Origin of the sequence: Bacillus sp. bc15 (assembly GCF_900142585.1) — a bacterium.
GTDB classification, from domain to species: domain Bacteria; phylum Bacillota; class Bacilli; order Bacillales; family Bacillaceae_G; genus Bacillus_A; species Bacillus_A cereus.
In genome coordinates, this window is the sequence record NZ_FRBJ01000016.1 from 39,343 (window position 1) to 58,740 (window position 19,398).

Genomic DNA, 19,398 nt, shown 5'->3' on the forward strand with positions numbered 1-19,398 from the left:
AGTCGCTTTTTTTAATGTGGAAGTAATTCCAGTTTTTTTCGAAGTTTTTCTTCACTAAAAATCCATCCTGTATAGGAACTAATAATATTTAAATTATGGTCGAGCTGAACAATCGCGACAAATGGATAATAATCTTTACTTCGATACCGTAAATCAATGAATCGTACTTCGTAATAATGATCATGATCAAAAATATCCCAGCGATATACAGGAGAGAAAGATAGGAAGGCTGAGATGTTTTCATCTTGTTTAGCTGCTCGCATAATATCATTGTCTGGGAACGGTACCCGATCGAACTTGTCATATATCATGATGTTACCACGGTGCCATCTCGCAACGTAGTAATAATCAGCTGTAACGACTGCTAAATGATAATGATAAAATCGGTAAGAAGGAGAAATGATAATCTTTTCGACATTTTTGAAACGTTTGTGTACAACGCTTCTTATATTTCTGTGCATCATAATTCGTCCGATATAGTAAACAATCATTAATATATATGCTGCTAAGGCAGTGTATCCTTTATGAGAACCGACGAGCATGCAAGCAATTGCAAGTATATGGATAAAGAAAATTACGGTATCGAATGTATTAATCACGCCGAGTGCGACCCATTTTTTTGTGAAAGGCCGTAATGCTTGTGTACCATAGGCGTTGAAAATATCTACAAAGACGTGAAGGAAGACTGCAATAAATGACCAAAGTAGTAGATGAAGATATGGAGCGTCTGAAAAGAAGGCGAAAGAGATGCCACTTATAAGGAATGACCAAAGAATTACCGCGGGAATGGAATGAGTAACTCCGCGATGATTTCTTATATATTTAGCGTTATTACGCAATTTTAAAACTGTGTCAATGTCAGGAATGTTGGAACCAGCAATTGTAGCAAGCATAACAGCTTGTGGGCCAATATCACTTTGTGCTATGGCTGGGTCTAATGTTGCTAAGCTACCTAAAGTGATACCCATAACAAGGTGAGTGGCTGTGTCCATAGAAATCCACCTCCGTTTTTTATTAATGTAACTCTTTTTATTCGATACCTCAAGTCCTTTGCCTTCAATTTCCTATGTCATCTTACTTAAATTTTTTCCTAAAATCTTTATAATAGTACTTATATGCAAAAAAATGAGGGGGATCAAGTTTGACACTTGAAATACTAAAAAATTTTAATATAGAGCAGTTTCAAAATGATTTAATTGGTTGGTTTGAAGAAGAACAGCGCGACTTACCGTGGAGAAAGAATAAAGATCCATACCGCGTTTGGGTTTCTGAAATTATGTTACAGCAAACAAGAGTAGAAGCTGTAAAACCATATTACGCAAATTTTATGGGGAAGTTTCCTACACTTGAAGCGTTAGCGAACGCAGATGATGAAGAAGTATTAAAAGCATGGGAAGGTTTAGGGTATTATTCTAGAGCACGTAATTTACACGCGGCTGTAAAAGAGGTAAAAGAAGTATATGGCGGAATAGTACCGAGTGATGTAAAGAAAATTGAAAAGTTAAAAGGAGTAGGACCATATACAAAAGGTGCTATTTTAAGTATCGCATATGGTATACCAGAGCCAGCAGTTGACGGAAATGTTATGCGTGTATTATCTCGCATTTTATCAGTATGGGATGACATTGCAAAACCAAAGACTAGAAAAGTGTTTGAAGAGATTGTGCGTGAAATTATTTCGAAAGAAAATCCATCTTATTTTAATCAAGGTTTGATGGAGTTAGGTGCATTGATTTGCATTCCAAAAAATCCATCTTGCTTACTTTGTCCTGTACGTGAGCATTGCAGAGGATATGCTGAAGGTGTTCAAAAAGAACTACCAGTAAAAAGTAAAGCGAAAGCTCCTACAATGGTACCGCTTGTTGCAGGAGTACTTCAAACTGAAGATGGTCGTTACGTTATTAATAAACGTCCAAGTAGCGGATTATTAGCTAATATGTGGGAGTTTCCGAATATTGAACTTGGCGAAGGGATTCGAAGTCAGAAAGAACAGCTTATAGATTATATGAAAGAAAAGTTTGAGCTTTCGATTTCTATTGATGAGTACGCAATGAATGTACAACATACATTTACTCATCGTACTTGGGATATATTTGTATTTTACGGAAAAGTAACCGGTGATATTGTTGAAACAGATACATTGAAACTTGTATCGAAAGAAGCATTTGGGCAGTTACCTTTCTCTAAATCGCATCGTACGATTTATGAGAGTTGTGTTGAGAAAATTACAATGCAATAAACAAAAAAAGTGTTCCCTAAATTGGGAACACTTTTTTAATCGTAAGAAATTTTTGTCCCATGAGTCCAACTGGCATCACCTTCTTGTAAGCCGCCCCTTGATTCGATCTCTATTACAATTTCTTTATAAATACTTTGCCCTTCCGCATTTAAATAGGGCAAAATCTGTTGTAATGAATGATGAAAATAAGCTAATTCATCTTCTTTCCATTCGTTTTTTGAAAGCATCGTTAGTTCAGTCATATCGCGTCCTATATACATATTTCCACCTCCATTTTCTATAGTTTGAATGAGTAACAAGAGATATATGCGGAATTTTTTTAAAAGAAAATTACGGATAGCTTCTAGTTGAATTGGTTACATTATTGATTGTGGAGGTGAGAAAGATGAGTAAAAAACAACAAGGTTATAACAAGGCAACTTCTGGTGCTAGCATTCAAAGTACAAATGCTAGTTATGGTACAGAGTTTGCAACTGAAACAAATGTACAAGCAGTAAAACAAGCAAACGCACAATCAGAAGCAAAGAAAGCACAAGCTTCTGGTGCACAAAGTGCAAACGCTAGTTATGGTACAGAATTTGCAACTGAAACAGACGTGCATGCTGTGAAAAAACAAAATGCTAAGTCAGCTGCAAAACAATCACAATCTTCTAGTTCAAACGAGTAATAAAAGAAAAACACTTCTCCAATTCGAGAGAAGTGTTTTCTTTGTGTGCGGGTCATTGTAATGAAAAGAAAGTGAACGACATAACTTCTAATAAGTCAACAAATGTTGTCAAAGGAGAAGGAAGTTAAAGATTAGAAATATGTAATTAGGAATAATAACTGATGAAGAAATCCAAAAGGGGGTAAGTAATGAACGATTTTGATAAGTTGGTGGGAGAACAATTGGAAACGATGGATGAGCTGTTAAAATTGCAATCACACTTAGAGAAGTATCAACAAATTGAAATGAATGAAAAAGATACGTGCGATAAAAAAGAACTGCATTTTATCCGTCAGGAAATATATAGAACAGAAGTAGCGTTGAAGATGTTACATGAGAAATTTGAAGAACAAACGAATAGTGTAATCCAATCTTTTACAACTGAAAAAATGATTTCAAATTTAGGATAAGATATATTATTGCCTTCAGGTGAAAAGTCCTTCAAATAGAGAGGGGCTTTTTCTATTACATGTCCTCGTTTATAAATAATACAGTACAATCCTTGTGTTCTGAGAAGATTGGGGATTATTGTATTCAACGATAAACCTCCTGCATATTCAGTGTGGAAAATAGAGTCTTATCCCTTTAGTTTTAAAATTTTGACAAAAAAGTTATAATAGAAGAAAAGTGAATGCCGTTCAAAGGGCATTTGCAGTTGAAAGAAGGGAGCATATATGGGATTTCCCAAAGAAGGAGAAAAAGTACAAATACATAGTTATAAACATAATGGCTCCATTCATAGAATGTGGGAAGAAACAACAATTTTAAAAGGGACACAGAGTCTTGTGATCGGAGCGAATGATCGTACAGTAGTTACAGAATCGGATGGCCGAACATGGATTACGCGTGAACCAGCAATTTGTTATTTTCATGCCAACTATTGGTTTAATGTGATTGGGATGCTTAGGGAAGAGGGCGTATATTATTATTGTAATTTAAGCTCCCCTTTTGCGTATGATTCTGAAGCATTAAAGTATATTGATTATGATTTAGATATTAAAGTGTATCCAGATATGACATATACGCTTCTAGATGAAGATGAGTATGAAAAACATAGTCAAATTATGCAGTATCCACCTGTTATCGATACAATTTTAAAACGAAATGTAGCACATTTAACACAGTGGATTCATCAAAGAAAAGGTCCGTTCGCACCAGACTTCGTAGATATGTGGTATGAACGATATTTAATGTACAGAAATTAAAACAAACCTGCAGGGGGCTTCCCGGCAGGTTTGTCCTATTAGAGGGGGGGATTATGTGCAGGGCATAAAAAGATATTTACAATTTGTTAAACCATATCGATGGCTTATCGCTATTACAATTATTATTGGACTAGTTAAGTTTGGTATCCCACTTATTATGCCGTGGTTATTAAAGTATATTATCGATGATGTAATTCAAGGCGGAGGTTCACTTCAAGATAAAACATCTCAATTAATAACAGCGATTGGAATTGCTTTTTTTATTTTTGCGGTATTAAGACCACCGATTGAATATTATCGTCAATATTTCGCGCAGCGTATCGCAAATACAATACTGTATGATTTGCGGAAGTATATTTTTGGTCACTTACAAAAATTAAGTTTACGTTATTACTCCAATACAAAAACAGGAGAGATTATTTCTCGTGTCATCCATGATGTAGAACAAACGAAGGATTTTGTAATTACTGGTTTGATGAACGTCTGGTTAGATACTGCAACAATTGCTATTGCCATCATTGTTATGTTTTCTATGAATATAAAATTAACATTTGTTGCGTTATTGATTTTACCTATTTATGTAATTGCAGTGAAATATTTTTTCGGACGTCTTCGGAAATTGACGAAAGAGCGTTCACAAGCGTTAGCGACGATGCAAGGATATTTGCATGAACGTATTCAAGGAATGCAAGTGACACGTAGCTTTGCGTTAGAAGAGTATGAGGGGAAGCAGTTTGAAAAAAGAAATAATGAATTTTTAACGAAAGCATTAACCCATACAAGTTGGACGGCGAGAACATTCTCGGCAGTAAATACGTTAACAGATTTAGGTCCATTACTTGTGATTGGTTTTGCAGCATATGAAGTAATTCAAGGGCAGTTAACGCTAGGGACGATGGTAGCTTTTGTTGGATATATGGATAGTTTATATAGTCCGCTTCGCCGCCTTGTTAATTCATCTACAACATTAACACAATCTTTTGCATCGATGGACCGTGTGTTTGAACTGTTAGATGAAAAATACGATATTGTTAATGTGCCAAATGCGGTACAAACGAAAAAATTAAATGGAGAAATTGTATTTGATAATGTTTCTTTTCGTTATAATGCAGATGAAAAAGAGATATTACACAACTTGTCATTAACTATGCAGCCTGGAGAGAAAGTAGCGCTTGTAGGAGCGAGTGGGGGAGGAAAGTCATCTCTTGCTAGTTTGATCCCGCGTTTCTATGATGTTTCTGAGGGAGCGGTTTATGTAGATGGGATAGATGTAAGAAAGTATAATATGAGAAATTTACGTAGTAATATTGGAATTGTACTGCAAGATAATTTATTGTTTAGCGATACAATTGGAGCAAATATATTATATGGAAATCCGAAAGCTACAGAGCAAGAAGTGATTGCAGCTGCCAAAGCTGCGCAAATTCATGATTTTATTATAGACTTACCAGATGGTTATAATACTGTCGTTGGAGAACGTGGTGTAAAGCTATCGGGCGGGCAAAGACAACGTGTGGCAATTGCACGAGTGTTTCTAAAGAATCCGTCGGTACTTATATTGGATGAAGCAACTTCGGCATTGGATTTAGAAAATGAAAGGTATATTCAAGAGGCGCTTCAGACGTTAGCTGCTGACAGGACGACGATTATAATCGCACATCGATTAGCGACGATTACGCATGTTGATACGATTATTTACATTGAAGACGGTGAGATTAAAGAGACTGGTTCTCATGAAGAGTTAATGCGAAAAAAAGGATTTTATTACAATTTATATCAACTTCAACATATAACAGAAACAGCTCCTTTAGCATAAAAGGAGCTGTTTTTTTATTCGTCTTCTTTTTTATCATCGATTTGGAGTTCTTTTTCTGGTTTATGGTATGTGTAGAAGCTATCTACAAGTAAATCTAAATGCTCTACTTCTTCACTATAGTTAATAATGGAAGAAATAAGAGGGAAGAGATGTAGCCATGTTTTATATGCTTCTTCATCGTCCTTATTTTGATATTCCATAAAGATATCAATTAATTCTTGTTTACCTGTTTCAACTTCATCAAGCATCTCAACAGATTGTTGTTTTTTTGCTTTACCAATAAATTTTAATAAAACTTGTTCATGATAATGCGTTAATGAGTCAAGTTCGTTTTGTATAGATTCCTGAAACTCTTCCGGCATGTAACGCAGTTCGTTTTCAGTACGGTGTAATGATTTTAACGTACTTAAAGCACGGCTTGTTGTCGCTAACATTTGTCTGAATAAAACGAGCTTACGAATTTTTGCGAACTTTACTTTTTTCGTGTAGCTTCTTTCTTCTTTATACAGCAAATAGTAATGGTTTAATTTGATCATTTTTTCTTTCATACGATCAATATCAGTTTTTAGCGTTGTAAAATCAGAAGCTTGCCTGCTATTCATTCGAATCCATTTTACAATTTCTTCTGTATTATCAACGATACGATGATAAAGTTTTGTTTCATATTTCGGCGGCATAAATACTAAATTTACAAGTGAAGCCGCAATAATACCAATCATAATCGTCGCAAAGCGAAGTAAGGCAAAACTAAAGAAATCTTCGCCTTGATACTCCATAATGGCGATAACTGTTACTAAAGCAATTGATATTGTGTTTTCTAATCGTAATTGCAGTGTAAGAGCAATTACTAATATACATGTTAATCCAATAATAAAAGGATTATGTCCAAAAGCAGTAGCAAATGCGATAGCAAATATCGCACCGATTACATTTGCTTGAATTTGTTCAAGTGCGGTTAAATAAGAACGGTATACAGACGGTTGAACAGCAAAGATAGCTGAAATTCCCGCAAATACCGGACTCGGTAATTGAAGTAAAATACAAGCAAATAAAGCTAACGTGATGGCAATACCCGTTTTTAAAATGCGAGCACCAAGTTTCATACCCTTAATAAGATCCTTTCTCTTGTCATAATGAATGTACAACATGATACTATACATTCATTACAATATGTTAGCAAGTGATATTTTAGTGACGTTAAAAGAAATTAGTATTCATTTTATCGCGCTAATTGTGAACAGTAAGATTCCCGCCTCTAAATTCAGTAGCTGGATGCCGGTAAACGCTCAATTGCTGTAGGCTAATTAAAGTTTCACTTTATAATTTTTCCTAATTTCTTTTAAACATCAGTTTTTAGTAAAAAGACCTGCTGAATTTCAGCAGGTCTCAAATTGTTACTATAGATTACTATGAGAAGTGTACTTCGTCAATTTTTTCTTAATAATGAAAATTACTCATGTTACTCTGTTGAGATAGATGGATCTGCCTGTTCTTTTTTCGGGATAATTTCAAAAAACTGGTTTTGTATATCATCTAATAACGGGGTTAACAAAGCAACTTCCTCATATTGCTCATGCTCGTTTAGTACACGAATATAGTCTAACAATAATTCAGTTACATCTTTCAAACCGTTTTTACTAATTGGTTGTAATGTAACATTTGCCCCTTTTGCGATTCTTCTTTTTAAGGCTTGTTCTGTTAAGCCTAAGTTTGAATCATGACGTAAATAAACAACACCGCCAGTCATGCCGGCGCAAATCCATGGACCAGGGTCACCTAAAACAAGCGCTCGCCCATTTGTCATATATTCAAAAGCAAACCCTTTAATATTGGAGTATGCCCCTATATTCCCGTGCTCTTTTTCACGGAGTGGTTTTGTTATTCTACCTCCAATTATCATGTCTGCCCCAGAAAGGCGAATGCCAGCGCGAGCATCAGCGTTCCCTTGCACGTATAGTGCCCCTTTTTGTGCACCATATCCAAATCCTTTTCCGACAGAACCGTTATAATATACTCCATCTTCTCCTTTTGATTTCGTTATATAAATACCACCACCAAAGGAAGTTTTACCAATGCCATCTTGTGCGCCGCCATTTACGTGTATAAATAAATTTTCACTATTGTAAGCACCTAACCCATTTCCGGGAATAGAACCATTCGTATACTTTAATGTAAGTGGTTCAAGTTGAGTAGCTTCATATAGTTTACTGCGAACGCGATAACATGATTCTAGACCACCCATAACGCGTTGCTCTACACCAACGCCTACTAATTCTTTTGAGTCAGCGGAATGAACGGTTTTAAATTGTTTTTCCGGCACGTCTTCTGTTGTTGTAACAGATGGATGTTCTATTATTTGTAGTAAATTACATAAGTTTAATAAATTTTCGCCTCGAACTTGCTCTAATAAATCAGAACGCCCAACAATTGTTTGTAAATTTGTATACCCAAGCTGTCCTGTTAATCGTTGTAGTTCTACACCGAAAGAGGTGAATAAATTTAACAGGCCGGCAACTGCGCTTTCTAATTCGCGCGGGACGAAGCGGCGTAATCCGTGTTCTTTTGCTTGTGCTTCAGACTCGATTTGTGTCGCAATTCCAACATGGCAAGTATCTAGATGGCACCCACGGCAAGTAGTACAGCCGATTGCAATCATTGATAGTGTGCCAAATCCAATACGGTTTGCTCCGAGGAGCATGATTTTCAAGGCATCATTTACACTTCGAATACCACCATCTGCCCAAATCTCTACTTTATGTCTCATGCTTGCTTCTAATAAAGCGTTGTGAGCGGCTTTAACACCAATTTCTACAGGGAGACCTACATGCTGCAATGCGTGAATACGTGCAGCACCTGTTCCGCCATCGAATCCGCTAATGTTAATAAAATCAGCGCCAGCTTTGGCGATACCGACAGCAATTGTTCCGATATTAGGAACGACAGGGACTTTCACGGCTACTTTGGCAAGTTGATTAGCTGTTTTAATTTCTGTAATCATTTGAGCTAAATCTTCAATTGAATAAATATCATGGTTATTAGAAGGTGAAATTAAATCTGAGCCGATTGTCGCATTACGTGCTTCAGCTATTTTGGCTGTCACTTTTGAACCAGGTAAATGTCCACCTTCCCCAGGCTTTGCGCCTTGACCGATCTTGATTTCAATTAAGTTTGATGAGTTTAGTAGTTCGGCATTTACTCCAAATCGTCCAGATGCCACTTGTTGTCCACGTGTATGTGGGTATTTCCCAATCATATCTTTAATTTCGCCGCCTTCACCGTTCAAGCTAATCATATTTAGCTGATCGGCCGCTTCTGCATATGCGCGAAAGGCGATTTCGTTTTGAGAACCAAATGACATAGAACTAATAATAAATGGTAAATTATGATTTTGAATGCCGATAGATACTTCTTCAGTTGGAACGACATGTTTTGTTTGTTTCGTTTGAACAAGGTGTCTGATTGCGATTGGATTATTCTCTTCTAGTTCACTTAACTTGTCACGGTAATCATCATAAGAATTTCCTTTTGCGACATCGCCAATTGCTTTCCAAATTCGCGGGAATATATGAAATGATTTTCGCATTCTAATTTTAGGATTGTTATAATCCTCTGCTCGTATTTTTGCATCTTCAGTAAGTGATTCAAGTGAAAAGGCTAAATCATTTGAACCGAAGAAATTTGTAATCTGTAATATATTTGCGATTTCTTCATGTAACCCAATAGATGAATAGAGACGTCCGTAACCACGTAACTCATGAATTCCAATTGTTGAAATGACTTTTTCTAATCCTTTATTAAGTGCATTATACAGATTCGTAATTGGTGTTTTTGTTCCATCATTTACAGTGGCGAATAATAAATATGGATTAATACCATCTGCTCCTAATCCATATAGCGTGACAATGTCATGTAAGGAGCGAAGAGCACCAGAACGTATAACGAGAGAACAATTGCGGCGTAATTTATTTTCACTTAATGCTTGATGTACTTTAGCAGTAACTAAATGTGGATCAATCCACAATCGTTCATTTAGATGGGCTTTTGCGTCATCTAATACTAGTAGGGAAGCGCCATTGTTAACAGCAGCTATCGCTTCAAAACTAATGCGGCTTAATGCACATTGCAGAGTTTCTGACGAGCTGAATGTAGCAGAGATTGTGGCGATAGAGTTATGAGTCTTAAATAGCTCTATGAGTTGTTCGTACGTAATTGTGTGTAATTCCTCTGCAATAGGTTGTGCCACGCTGCCTTCTAAAATAATTGGTGAAAGCATTTCAACTACAAATGGCCGTTTTGCGCCGCTTAATAAACTTGGACGCTCTCCAAGTACAGTACGTGTAGAGAAGTGTTCAATTTCACGGTCACGGTCAATTGCAGGGTTTGTAACAACAGCTACACTTTCTTTAATAAAGTCAGCGATATTTCGTCTATCAGTATCGAGTGCGGCAAGTGGTGAGTCATGCCCAAGTGAGCGTATTGGCTCAACGCCTTTTGTTGCCATCTGTTCAAGGAGCTGAATATGTTCTCGGTCCCATCCGAAAGCGACATATTGTTTCGTTTCAACTTGAACAGAATCACATAGCCCTTGGATTTTTTTCGTTTCAGGGATAGATAAATTTAAATGGTAATTGGTAGTATCAATTCGCTTTTTAAAACGGTTATATACTTGGATTTGATATTTGTCATATTCATAAAGAACAAGTTCATCTTGTTCATTCCATTTTAATCCAACCTTTTCTCCAGGGGCGAGTGGTTTTGGTTCTGCTACATATTTAGTTGGTGATACAACTCCAGGTTCAGAAGAGAAAATATAAGAGCTCTCTGTCTCTACTTTCCATACTGGGCGTAATCCAAGGGAATCAACACTGAAAACAGCTTCATCTTTAAAACGGGAAATGATGCCAGCTGGTCCTTGTGCAAAATGTCCCCATGCTTCACGTATATACGTATATAAATCTTTTAAAGGTGTTTCATAAAGTTTAATTTCATTAATAATTGGAGGGAACAATATTTCCATTGCTTCAAATAAGCTGTAGTCGTATTGAACAAGTAGGGTTTCTAAGGTGCGGTTTAAATCTTGCGAGTCACTGCCTCCAGCAGTAAGTGGTACATCAATCATTTCAGCCTGCTCGCGTAATTTTGCAATTGTGTTAATTTCACCATTATGTCCGAGAATGCTAAATGGTTGTACACGAAAAAAATTAGATAATGTATTAGTAGAGTAGCGGTTATGTCCTAATGTCATAGTTGAAGCGATAAGTGGATGTTGTAAATCATTATAGTAGGCAACAAGTGTATCACCAGCACCTAGAACTTTATATACAACATGATCACGACTTAATGAAGCAACATGAATTGCTTCGTTTTCCTCTATTTTTATTGTGACAGAAAATAATGTTTGCTCAATATTTGTAATTTCGTTTTCTGCGATAAGGGCAACTTGCCAAAATAAAGGTTCTTCTTGTTTACCAAGTGGACCGAGTGCATCGGAGTTTGTTACATCATCACTTTCGAAAATGATTGTAAAATTTTTGTTGTTTAATTGCGTACGAATATAATCTTTTAAGATAGTAATGTTTTCTTTTTTATTTAGAAAAAAATGTCCAACGATAAAGTGGGGATGATCCACAATCGTTGGATTATATCCGCTACTTTTTAGTTTTTCATTCCAAAGCGCTTTTGGTACATCAATGTGAATGCCGATGCCATCGCCCTCACCATTAATGAAACCAGCTCTATGATTCATTTTGACGAGTGATTGAATACAAAGGTCAATGTTTTCTTTTGTAGCAATTTTTCGTTTCTCCATAACGGAAACGATTCCACACGCATCGTGTTCTGCATTTCTATAATCTCGAAATAAAGACGGTGTCCATGTATTTTTTGTATTGAGCATCCGTCAATCCCCCCTCTTGTAAAAGTTAGAATAATCTTACTATTTAAGGTGCAAATCACCTTGTACACAGAGATAGTAATGCTGTAAAAGAATATGAAACAGATAATTATGAATAATTATACTATTAATACGGGGTTTATGAAATAGAAAAAAGGAAAAAAGAAAGGTGAGCTTTCTTTTTTCCTTTTAATGACGGGATTATTTATTGTCTGCTAGGGCAGCAAATGCTCTGCCGACAGCTTCGATTGTATATTCAATATCTTCTTTTGTATGTTCTGTCGTTAAGAACCATGCCTCGTATTTAGAAGGTGCTAAGTTAACTCCTTCTTGAAGCATAAGCTTGAAGAATTTACCGAACATTTCACCGTCTGTATCTTGTGCGGCATCGTAATCTTCAATTGTATTTGTTGTGAAGTATACAGTTAAAGCTCCTTTTAGACGGTTTAATGTAATGTCGATATTATGTTTCGTTGCTTGCTCTAAAATTCCTTTTTCAAGCATTGCACCAAGTTCATCTAATTTCTCATAAAGTCCTTCTTGTTGAAGCACTTCTAGACAAGCGATACCTGATGCCATAGAAGCAGGGTTTCCTGCCATTGTACCAGCTTGGTATGCAGGTCCAAGCGGAGCAACTTGTTCCATAATTTCTTTCTTACCACCGTAAGCACCGATCGGTAAACCGCCGCCAATAACTTTACCAAGCGCTGTTAAGTCAGGTGTCACACGAAGTAAGTCTTGAGCACCACCGTACATAAAGCGGAAAGCAGTAATAACTTCATCGTAAATTACTAGTGCGCCAGCTTCGTGAACAAGTTCATTCACTTTTTCAAGGAATCCTGGTTTAGGTTCTACAATACCGAAGTTTCCAACAATCGGTTCTACAAGGATAGCTGCTACTTCATGACCCCATTTATCTAACGCCTCTTTTAAAGTTTCTACATTATTAAATGGAACGGTAATAACTTCTTGTGCGATACTTTGTGGTACGCCAGCTGAGTCAGGAGTTCCTAAAGTAGAAGGACCAGATCCAGCTGCCACAAGTACTAAATCAGAATGACCGTGGTAACAACCAGCAAATTTCATGATTTTTGTGCGACCTGTATAAGCACGAGCAACACGAATCGTTGTCATCACTGCTTCTGTACCAGAGTTTACAAAACGGACTTTATCTAATGCAGGCATTGCTTCTTTTAACATTTTTGCGAATTTTACCTCTAGCGCTGTTGGTGTTCCGTAAAGTACCCCATTTTCAGCAGCTGTTGTAATTGCTTTTGTTATATGCGGATGAGCATGTCCAGTAATAATAGGACCGTATGCTGCTAAATAATCGATATATTTATTTCCGTCTACATCCCAGAAATAAGCGCCTTTCCCGCGTTCCATAGCAACAGGAGCGCCGCCGCCAACTGCTTTAAAAGAACGAGAAGGACTGTTAACACCGCCAACGATATGCTCTAAAGCTTCTTTATGTAATGCTTCTGACTTTGTGAATTTCACTACAATTCATCTCCTTACAAAAATCTATGTATTATTCTAACATGTTTTTCGAAAAGACGTATTGTTTGTGATAGCGAAGGCAGTTGGGTAAACTATTCGTTGTGACATTTAGGAGGGGGGTCCGATTATGAAATCGGTAATTGAGGTACAAGGGTTACGTAAAGAGTTTACAGCCTATTCAAGTCGTCCGGGCTTAAAGGGTGCATTTCGCGATTTATTAAATCGTAATTATAAAATAGTACCAGCAGTAAATGATGTATCTTTTACTGTAAAGCAAGGTGAAATGGTTGGTTATATCGGTGAGAACGGTGCTGGTAAATCAACAACAATTAAAATGCTTACGGGGATTTTAACTCCGACATCAGGGCAAATCACAGTAAATGGAATGAATCCACATAAACAAAGAGAAGAATTTGTAAGAACAATTGGTGTTGTCTTTGGACAGCGCTCGCAACTTTGGTGGGATATTGCAGTACAAGAATCGTTTCGTTTATTAAAGAAAGTGTATGGTGTATCAGACGCTCAGTATAAGGAGCATATGGAGCACGTAATTGAAACGTTAGATATAGGGCCTTTATTAGATAAACCAGTTCGAAAATTATCTCTTGGTCAAAGAATGCGTTGTGAATTAGCAGCAGCCTTAATTCATAATCCACCGTTATTATTTTTAGATGAGCCAACAATTGGGTTAGATGTACTTGTGAAATTGAAAATACGTGAATTTTTAAAAGAAATGAACGAACGTTATAAAACAACAATTTTATTAACTACTCATGATATTACGGATATTGAAGCTTTATGTGAGCGTGTTATCATGCTGGATGAAGGAAATATTATGTATGACGGTTCTTTAAAAAATCTTCGTACGCAGTGGGGAGCAGAGAAGGAAATACACTTTCAGTTTGTTGCACCAGTTTCCTATCAGGCTTTATCAATGGTTATGCCAGATAATCATGTCGTTTGGTCGAAAGCGAAAGAGGAAAACGCATGGGTTGCAAAAATTCCGAATGAAGAAGTTGTTATTTCAATGCTTATTTCTAAAGTAGTACAAGCATTTCAAATTAAAGATTTAAAAATTAACGAAGTGTCTACAGAGGAAATTATTCGTAACATTTATGAAGAAGGTATTACGCATGGGTAAGTATATTGAAATGATTCGAATTCGCTTTTTAATGATGCTTGCGTATCGCACAAACTATTATAGCGGGATTTTAATTTATACAATTAATATCGGCGCATATTATTTTTTGTGGCAAGCAATTTATAGCGGAAAAGAGAATATTGAAAGTTTATCTATTTCGCAAATGACTACGTATATCGCAATCGCGTGGATGGCACGTGCGTTTTATTTTAATAATATAGATAGAGAAATTGCGATGGAAATTCAAGAAGGCCGTGTGGCTGTAGAATTAATTCGTCCTTACAACTATTTAGGTATGAAAGTTATGCAAGGTCTTGGCGAGGGGATATTCCGTTTTGCATTCTTTTCCATCCCGGGCATGGTGATCGTTACGCTATTATTTTCATTGCAAATTACAACGAATTTTCAAACGTGGTTATATTTCTTCTTATCTTTAATATTTAGTTTTATTATTAATACACAAATTAATTTAATGACGGGAATGCTTACGTTTTTCCTATTTAATAATAGTGGAATTATGTATGCAAAACGCGTTGTTATTGATTTATTTTCAGGTCTATTATTACCAATTAGTTTTTATCCGTTATGGGCCCAAAAAGCAATGATGTTTTTACCGTTTCAGGCTATTAGTTATATTCCAAGTATGATTTTTTCTGAAGGTATACAGGGGAGTAAGTTGTATGAGGCTTTAGTATTTCAAGTGATTTGGGCAATTGTACTTATTATTCCAATTGTACTCATGTGGAGAACGGCGAGAAAACGTCTAATTGTACAAGGGGGATGATGAGATGCTATATATAAACTTATTTTTACAATATGCAAGTCAATATATAAAAACGAAATTGGAGTATCGAGGCGATTTTATCGTTGGTTTACTTTCTGATTTATCGCTTCAAGCAGTTAATTTAATATTTATTCTCGTTGTATTTGGGCATACACAAGCATTGAAGGGATGGAGTCGAGAAGAGGTAATCTTTATTTATGGTTTCTTTTTAGTACCATTTGCCATCTTTTCAGCTTTCTTTAATATATGGGATTTTAATGATCGATACATTATTAAAGGGGAGATGGATCGTGTATTAACGCGACCGATCCATAGCCTATTTCAAATTATATTAGAGAGAATGGAACTTGAATCTTTAATTGGAGCCATTACAGGGATTGTTGTAATGGGATATGCAGCTGTGGAGTTACAATTATCTTTTTACTGGTATGATTTCTTCTTATTTATATTGATGGTAGGAGGAGGAGCACTTGTATATGGAGGGATATTTGTTACGCTTGCGAGCCTTGGTTTTTGGTCGGATGCGAAAAGTTCAATTATGCCCCTTATGTATAACATAGGTAATTACGGGCGCTATCCTGTTAATATTTATAATCGTGTAATTCGTTTCATTTTAACGTTTGTTTTACCGTTCGCGTTTGTTGGAGTATATCCAGCAGCGTACTTTTTAAGAAAAACAGAATGGAATAGTTATGCATTCGCGACGCCACTTGTTGGTGTTATCTGTTTTACGATTGCAATCAACCTCTGGAACCAAGGAGTAAAAAGATACCGTGGCGCGGGTAATTAATTATAGAAGCTTGTTCGTTTCTAAGGGATAAATCAGTCCTCCACCTCATACATATAAAATGAGGTGGAGGACATGTTATGGGGATTTATTCTATTAATTGCAGCAATCGCTATTTTGAAAAGTGTCCAATTATTATGGAGTTCCTATTCAGATTCAACGCGTTTTTTTTCGCTGTATAATTTGGCCACATTATTTTTGATCTATACAACAGTACTGATCGCGTTTGGATTAAGTTACGTTGTATTAGAGGAAATGGGTTTCGCAGTTTTGAAAGAGGACGGAGAAAGTTTGAACGCTCATTCTTTTCAACTCGTTGAAGTTTGTTTATATTTTAGCGCAGTTACTTTATTGTCTGTTGGATATGGTGACATATCTCCGATTGGAATTGGGCGATGGATTGCAATTGCAGAAGCGCTAATTGGATATACACTCCCTTTTGCTTTTGTGATGAGGTCTGTAATAGACAATGAAAAATAAGGAAGCATTTGTTATAGTAAAGGAAAAGAGTAGGAGTGATAACAATGATTACAGTAGGAGAAATGGCACCAGAATTCACATTAGAGGGAAGTCACGGAGAAGAAGTTAGCCTAGCTGATTTTCGCGGTAAAAATGTAGTTCTCTATTTTTACCCGAAAGATATGACGCCAGGATGTACAACTGAAGCATGTGATTTTCGTGATGCGTATGGAGTATTTCAAGAGAAGGATACGGTTATTCTTGGAGTAAGTCCTGATTCAGCGAATAGACATTTGAAATTCATTGAGAAACATGAATTGCCATTTACACTTTTAGTAGATGAAGATCATAAAGTAGCAGAGTTATACGATGTTTGGAAGTTAAAAAAGAACTTTGGGAAAGAGTATATGGGAATCGAGCGTTCTACATTCCTTATTAATAAAGACGGTGAACTTGTAAAAGAGTGGCGTAAAGTGAAAGTGAAAGGACATATTGAGGATGTTCTTTCTTATATAAAATAAATCTACGTTGGAGATAAAATATGCAGAAACAAGGCAAGTGTCTATACATATTTTACTGCCTTACATAAAGTGGAAGTGTAGGGCATACCTCCTCAGATGATAGTATTCCAAGTGCGATTATGTCGCACTTTTTTCTATGTAATATATGAAGAAAAAGGGAAAGATACATAAAAACAAGTCCTGAATATAAAAATAAACCACATACTTATAGTAGAAATATTGACGATTTATAAGAAAAGGAGTACACTCTTTATAAGAATTATAAAATAATAATCCGTATAGAATCGGGGTGCATGACGGTGGTCAAAGAAGAATTAAAAGAAGCGCTAGAAATGCTGAAAAATACGGGTGTACGCATTACTCCACAGCGTCATGCTATTTTAGAGTACCTTGTGGAATCAATGACGCACCCAACAGCGGATGATATTTATAAAGCATTAGAAGGTAAGTTTCCAAATATGAGTGTTGCAACTGTCTATAATAACTTACGTGTGTTTAAAGAGGTTGGACTTGTAAAGGAATTAACTTATGGAGACGCTTCAAGTAGATTTGATTATGTTACAAGTCAACATTATCATGTGATTTGCGAAAAATGTGGTAAGATTGTTGATTTTCCTTATGGAGGCTTGGAAAAGCTGGAAGAGGAAGCTGCGAAAACGACAGGCTTCGTTATCAATAGTCATCGCTTAGAAATTTATGGCGTTTGTCCAGAGTGTCATAAGGCGTAATATATAATAAAGAAAGAGGCTGACGGCTATACGTCAGCCTCTTTCTTTATTATATAAGGATTAGCGTGAGGTTAATCGGGATTTACAGTGCTAAGTTAGTAAGAAGGGTTAGATAAAAGTTTGTCGAATTTACTTTGTATTGGTGGAAATGAATTCTTGGAGGGGACATTTTGAAGAAATATGAGATTAAAAGTGACATTCCAACATTGGAAGAATATAAATATTTATGTGATTCTGTGGGATGGACTAATTATATGAACTTTGAGGTGGTGGAAATATCACTTCAAAATTCGATTTACTGTATAACAGTCAAGGATAATAATCAAATCATCGGCATGGGCAGAATTGTTGGTGATGGGGCTATCTATTTCTATATTCAAGATATAGTGGTTCATCCAGAGTATCAAAAGAATGGTATTGGAAAGAAAATAATGAATACTTTAGTAGAATACTTAAATCAGAATGCTCCAGATAAAGCATTCATTGGTTTGTTTGCGTCGCAAGGGAAAACGTCATTCTACGAAAAATATGATTTTAAAGATTATTCGCCTAACATGACAGGGATGTTTACTGTTATTTCGAAAAAATAGGTGTAATAAATTTAATAAAACAATTAAAAAGTTGATTTCTTAAGAAATCAACTTTTTAATGAGTTGAAACGTTTGTAGTGTTGCAAACTCGTATTTCCCTTGATACTTATGATTTATAACTCTTCTTATTATACTTTTCATCAAATTCTTTTCCTTCTAGATCTCGATCTAGTGTTAAAGGTTGATTGCAGTGCATACATGCATCGACACGGCCGAGCATTTTTGTTGGCTTATCACAGCTTGGACAAATAATTTGGATAGTCTTAGTAGATAACATACCAATCCAAAAGTAAACGACAGTGCTAGCGATAACAGCTAAAAAGCCAACCATCATAAAAGTTGTCATGATAATAATGTTTTCGCGGAAAAAGACACCTAAGTATGCAATGAAGAGGCCGATAAATACTAAACTTAATGCAAAGGTCCGGATTTTATTGATTTTGTTTGAATACTTAATGCTCATTCTCACCACACTCCTATAATAAATAATATAACATAAAATTTAGAATTTTCACTCTCGTGTAAATTGATAAAGAGATAAGATATGAAATGGATAGGAGAGGAGTCATGAAGAATGGATGGGTGCTATAATGAATTTTAAGTTTTTAACGGGATGTGAAATTTTTTTGTAAAAAGTATTGACCCTGTATATACTGCATGATATATTAATAACCGTCGCTGATGCGGAAACGCAGAAAACGACAAAAAAGAAATTGAAAAACTTAGTTGACATTGAAAAATGAAGATGTTAACATAAGGAAGTCGCAAATGAGCGACCAATTAGTTCTTTGAAAACTGAACGAAACAAACAACGTGAAACGTCAATTTTTATTTTTAGATGCTAGACAAACTAACTTTATTGGAGAGTTTGATCCTGGCTCAGGATGAACGCTGGCGGCGTGCCTAATACATGCAAGTCGAGCGAATGGATTGAGAGCTTGCTCTCAAGAAGTTAGCGGCGGACGGGTGAGTAACACGTGGGTAACCTGCCCATAAGACTGGGATAACTCCGGGAAACCGGGGCTAATA

General features: G+C 36.1%; 18 protein-coding genes and 1 rRNA gene. 13 read left to right on the forward strand and 6 right to left on the reverse strand.

Features of this window, described 5'->3' with window-relative positions; genetic code table 11:
• Window positions 1-11 precede the first annotated feature (11 nt).
• Complete coding sequence (locus BUA87_RS27630; protein ID WP_000379115.1) at window positions 12-992, reverse strand: metal-dependent hydrolase; 981 nt, start codon at window positions 990-992, stop codon at window positions 12-14.
• 149 nt (window positions 993-1,141) lie between these two features.
• Here BUA87_RS27630 and mutY point away from each other — a divergent pair, with 149 nt between their 5' ends.
• On the forward strand, window positions 1,142-2,239 hold the full coding sequence (gene mutY / locus BUA87_RS27635) for an A/G-specific adenine glycosylase (RefSeq protein ID WP_000171382.1): 1,098 nt from the start codon (window positions 1,142-1,144) through the stop codon (window positions 2,237-2,239).
• A gap of 35 nt (window positions 2,240-2,274) precedes the next feature.
• Here mutY and BUA87_RS27640 read toward each other — a convergent pair whose 3' ends face one another.
• Window positions 2,275-2,499 carry a hypothetical protein gene (locus tag BUA87_RS27640; protein WP_000275439.1) on the reverse strand — a complete coding sequence of 75 codons (225 nt, stop codon included), beginning with the start codon at window positions 2,497-2,499 and terminating at the stop codon, window positions 2,275-2,277.
• A gap of 125 nt (window positions 2,500-2,624) precedes the next feature.
• Here BUA87_RS27640 and BUA87_RS27645 point away from each other — a divergent pair, with 125 nt between their 5' ends.
• From BUA87_RS27645 to BUA87_RS27660, 4 genes are all read left to right on the forward strand, one after another.
• On the forward strand, window positions 2,625-2,906 hold the full coding sequence (locus BUA87_RS27645) for a gamma-type small acid-soluble spore protein (protein ID WP_000039034.1): 282 nt from the start codon (window positions 2,625-2,627) through the stop codon (window positions 2,904-2,906).
• Between the two features lie 188 nt (window positions 2,907-3,094).
• Window positions 3,095-3,355, forward strand: coding sequence for a YgaB family protein (locus tag BUA87_RS27650; protein ID WP_000997586.1), 261 nt, complete (start codon window positions 3,095-3,097; stop codon window positions 3,353-3,355).
• Between the two features lie 264 nt (window positions 3,356-3,619).
• Window positions 3,620-4,150, forward strand: coding sequence for a nucleoside tri-diphosphate phosphatase (locus tag BUA87_RS27655; RefSeq protein ID WP_000506627.1), 531 nt, complete (start codon window positions 3,620-3,622; stop codon window positions 4,148-4,150).
• 55 nt (window positions 4,151-4,205) lie between these two features.
• Window positions 4,206-5,966, forward strand: coding sequence for an ABC transporter ATP-binding protein (locus BUA87_RS27660; protein ID WP_001161604.1), 1,761 nt, complete (start codon window positions 4,206-4,208; stop codon window positions 5,964-5,966).
• A 14-nt stretch (window positions 5,967-5,980) separates the two neighbouring features.
• Here BUA87_RS27660 and BUA87_RS27665 read toward each other — a convergent pair whose 3' ends face one another.
• From BUA87_RS27665 to hemL, 3 genes are all read right to left on the reverse strand, one after another.
• A complete protein-coding gene (locus BUA87_RS27665) occupies window positions 5,981-7,069 on the reverse strand; it encodes an aromatic acid exporter family protein (protein ID WP_000765787.1) in 1,089 nt (362 codons plus the stop codon).
• A gap of 356 nt (window positions 7,070-7,425) precedes the next feature.
• Window positions 7,426-11,862: a glutamate synthase-related protein gene (locus BUA87_RS27670; RefSeq protein ID WP_016513297.1), complete on the reverse strand. Its 4,437-nt coding sequence runs from the start codon at window positions 11,860-11,862 to the stop codon at window positions 7,426-7,428.
• A 198-nt stretch (window positions 11,863-12,060) separates the two neighbouring features.
• Complete coding sequence (hemL, locus tag BUA87_RS27675) at window positions 12,061-13,359, reverse strand: glutamate-1-semialdehyde-2,1-aminomutase (protein WP_000673247.1); 1,299 nt, start codon at window positions 13,357-13,359, stop codon at window positions 12,061-12,063.
• Window positions 13,360-13,486: 127 nt separating this feature from the next.
• Here hemL and BUA87_RS27680 point away from each other — a divergent pair, with 127 nt between their 5' ends.
• The 7 genes from BUA87_RS27680 to BUA87_RS27710 all read left to right on the forward strand — a co-directional run bounded on the left by BUA87_RS27680 (window position 13,487) and on the right by BUA87_RS27710 (window position 18,369).
• A complete protein-coding gene (locus tag BUA87_RS27680; protein WP_000843653.1) occupies window positions 13,487-14,500 on the forward strand; it encodes an ABC transporter ATP-binding protein in 1,014 nt (337 codons plus the stop codon).
• Entirely contained in the window at window positions 14,493-15,284 is a 792-nt protein-coding gene (locus tag BUA87_RS27685; RefSeq protein ID WP_000521519.1) for an ABC transporter permease, read from the forward strand. Before BUA87_RS27680 ends, BUA87_RS27685 begins: the two co-directional genes overlap by 8 nt.
• A 4-nt stretch (window positions 15,285-15,288) precedes the next feature.
• On the forward strand, window positions 15,289-16,074 hold the full coding sequence (locus BUA87_RS27690; RefSeq protein ID WP_000965774.1) for an ABC transporter permease: 786 nt from the start codon (window positions 15,289-15,291) through the stop codon (window positions 16,072-16,074).
• A 72-nt stretch (window positions 16,075-16,146) separates the two neighbouring features.
• Entirely contained in the window at window positions 16,147-16,551 is a 405-nt protein-coding gene (locus BUA87_RS27695) for a potassium channel family protein (RefSeq protein WP_000964343.1), read from the forward strand.
• A 44-nt stretch (window positions 16,552-16,595) separates the two neighbouring features.
• A complete protein-coding gene (bcp, locus tag BUA87_RS27700; RefSeq protein WP_072941447.1) occupies window positions 16,596-17,051 on the forward strand; it encodes a thioredoxin-dependent thiol peroxidase in 456 nt (151 codons plus the stop codon).
• Window positions 17,052-17,350: 299 nt separating this feature from the next.
• Complete coding sequence (gene perR, locus BUA87_RS27705; RefSeq protein ID WP_000237829.1) at window positions 17,351-17,779, forward strand: peroxide-responsive transcriptional repressor PerR; 429 nt, start codon at window positions 17,351-17,353, stop codon at window positions 17,777-17,779.
• A 170-nt stretch (window positions 17,780-17,949) separates the two neighbouring features.
• Entirely contained in the window at window positions 17,950-18,369 is a 420-nt protein-coding gene (locus BUA87_RS27710) for a GNAT family N-acetyltransferase (RefSeq protein WP_000759744.1), read from the forward strand.
• A 106-nt stretch (window positions 18,370-18,475) separates the two neighbouring features.
• Here BUA87_RS27710 and BUA87_RS27715 read toward each other — a convergent pair whose 3' ends face one another.
• Window positions 18,476-18,832, reverse strand: coding sequence for a YgzB family protein (locus BUA87_RS27715; protein WP_000025058.1), 357 nt, complete (start codon window positions 18,830-18,832; stop codon window positions 18,476-18,478).
• Window positions 18,833-19,225: 393 nt separating this feature from the next.
• On the opposite strand from BUA87_RS27715, the gene BUA87_RS27720 reads away from it, so the two are divergent.
• Window positions 19,226-19,398: ribosomal RNA gene (locus BUA87_RS27720) — 16S ribosomal RNA — on the forward strand; the annotation flags it as partial.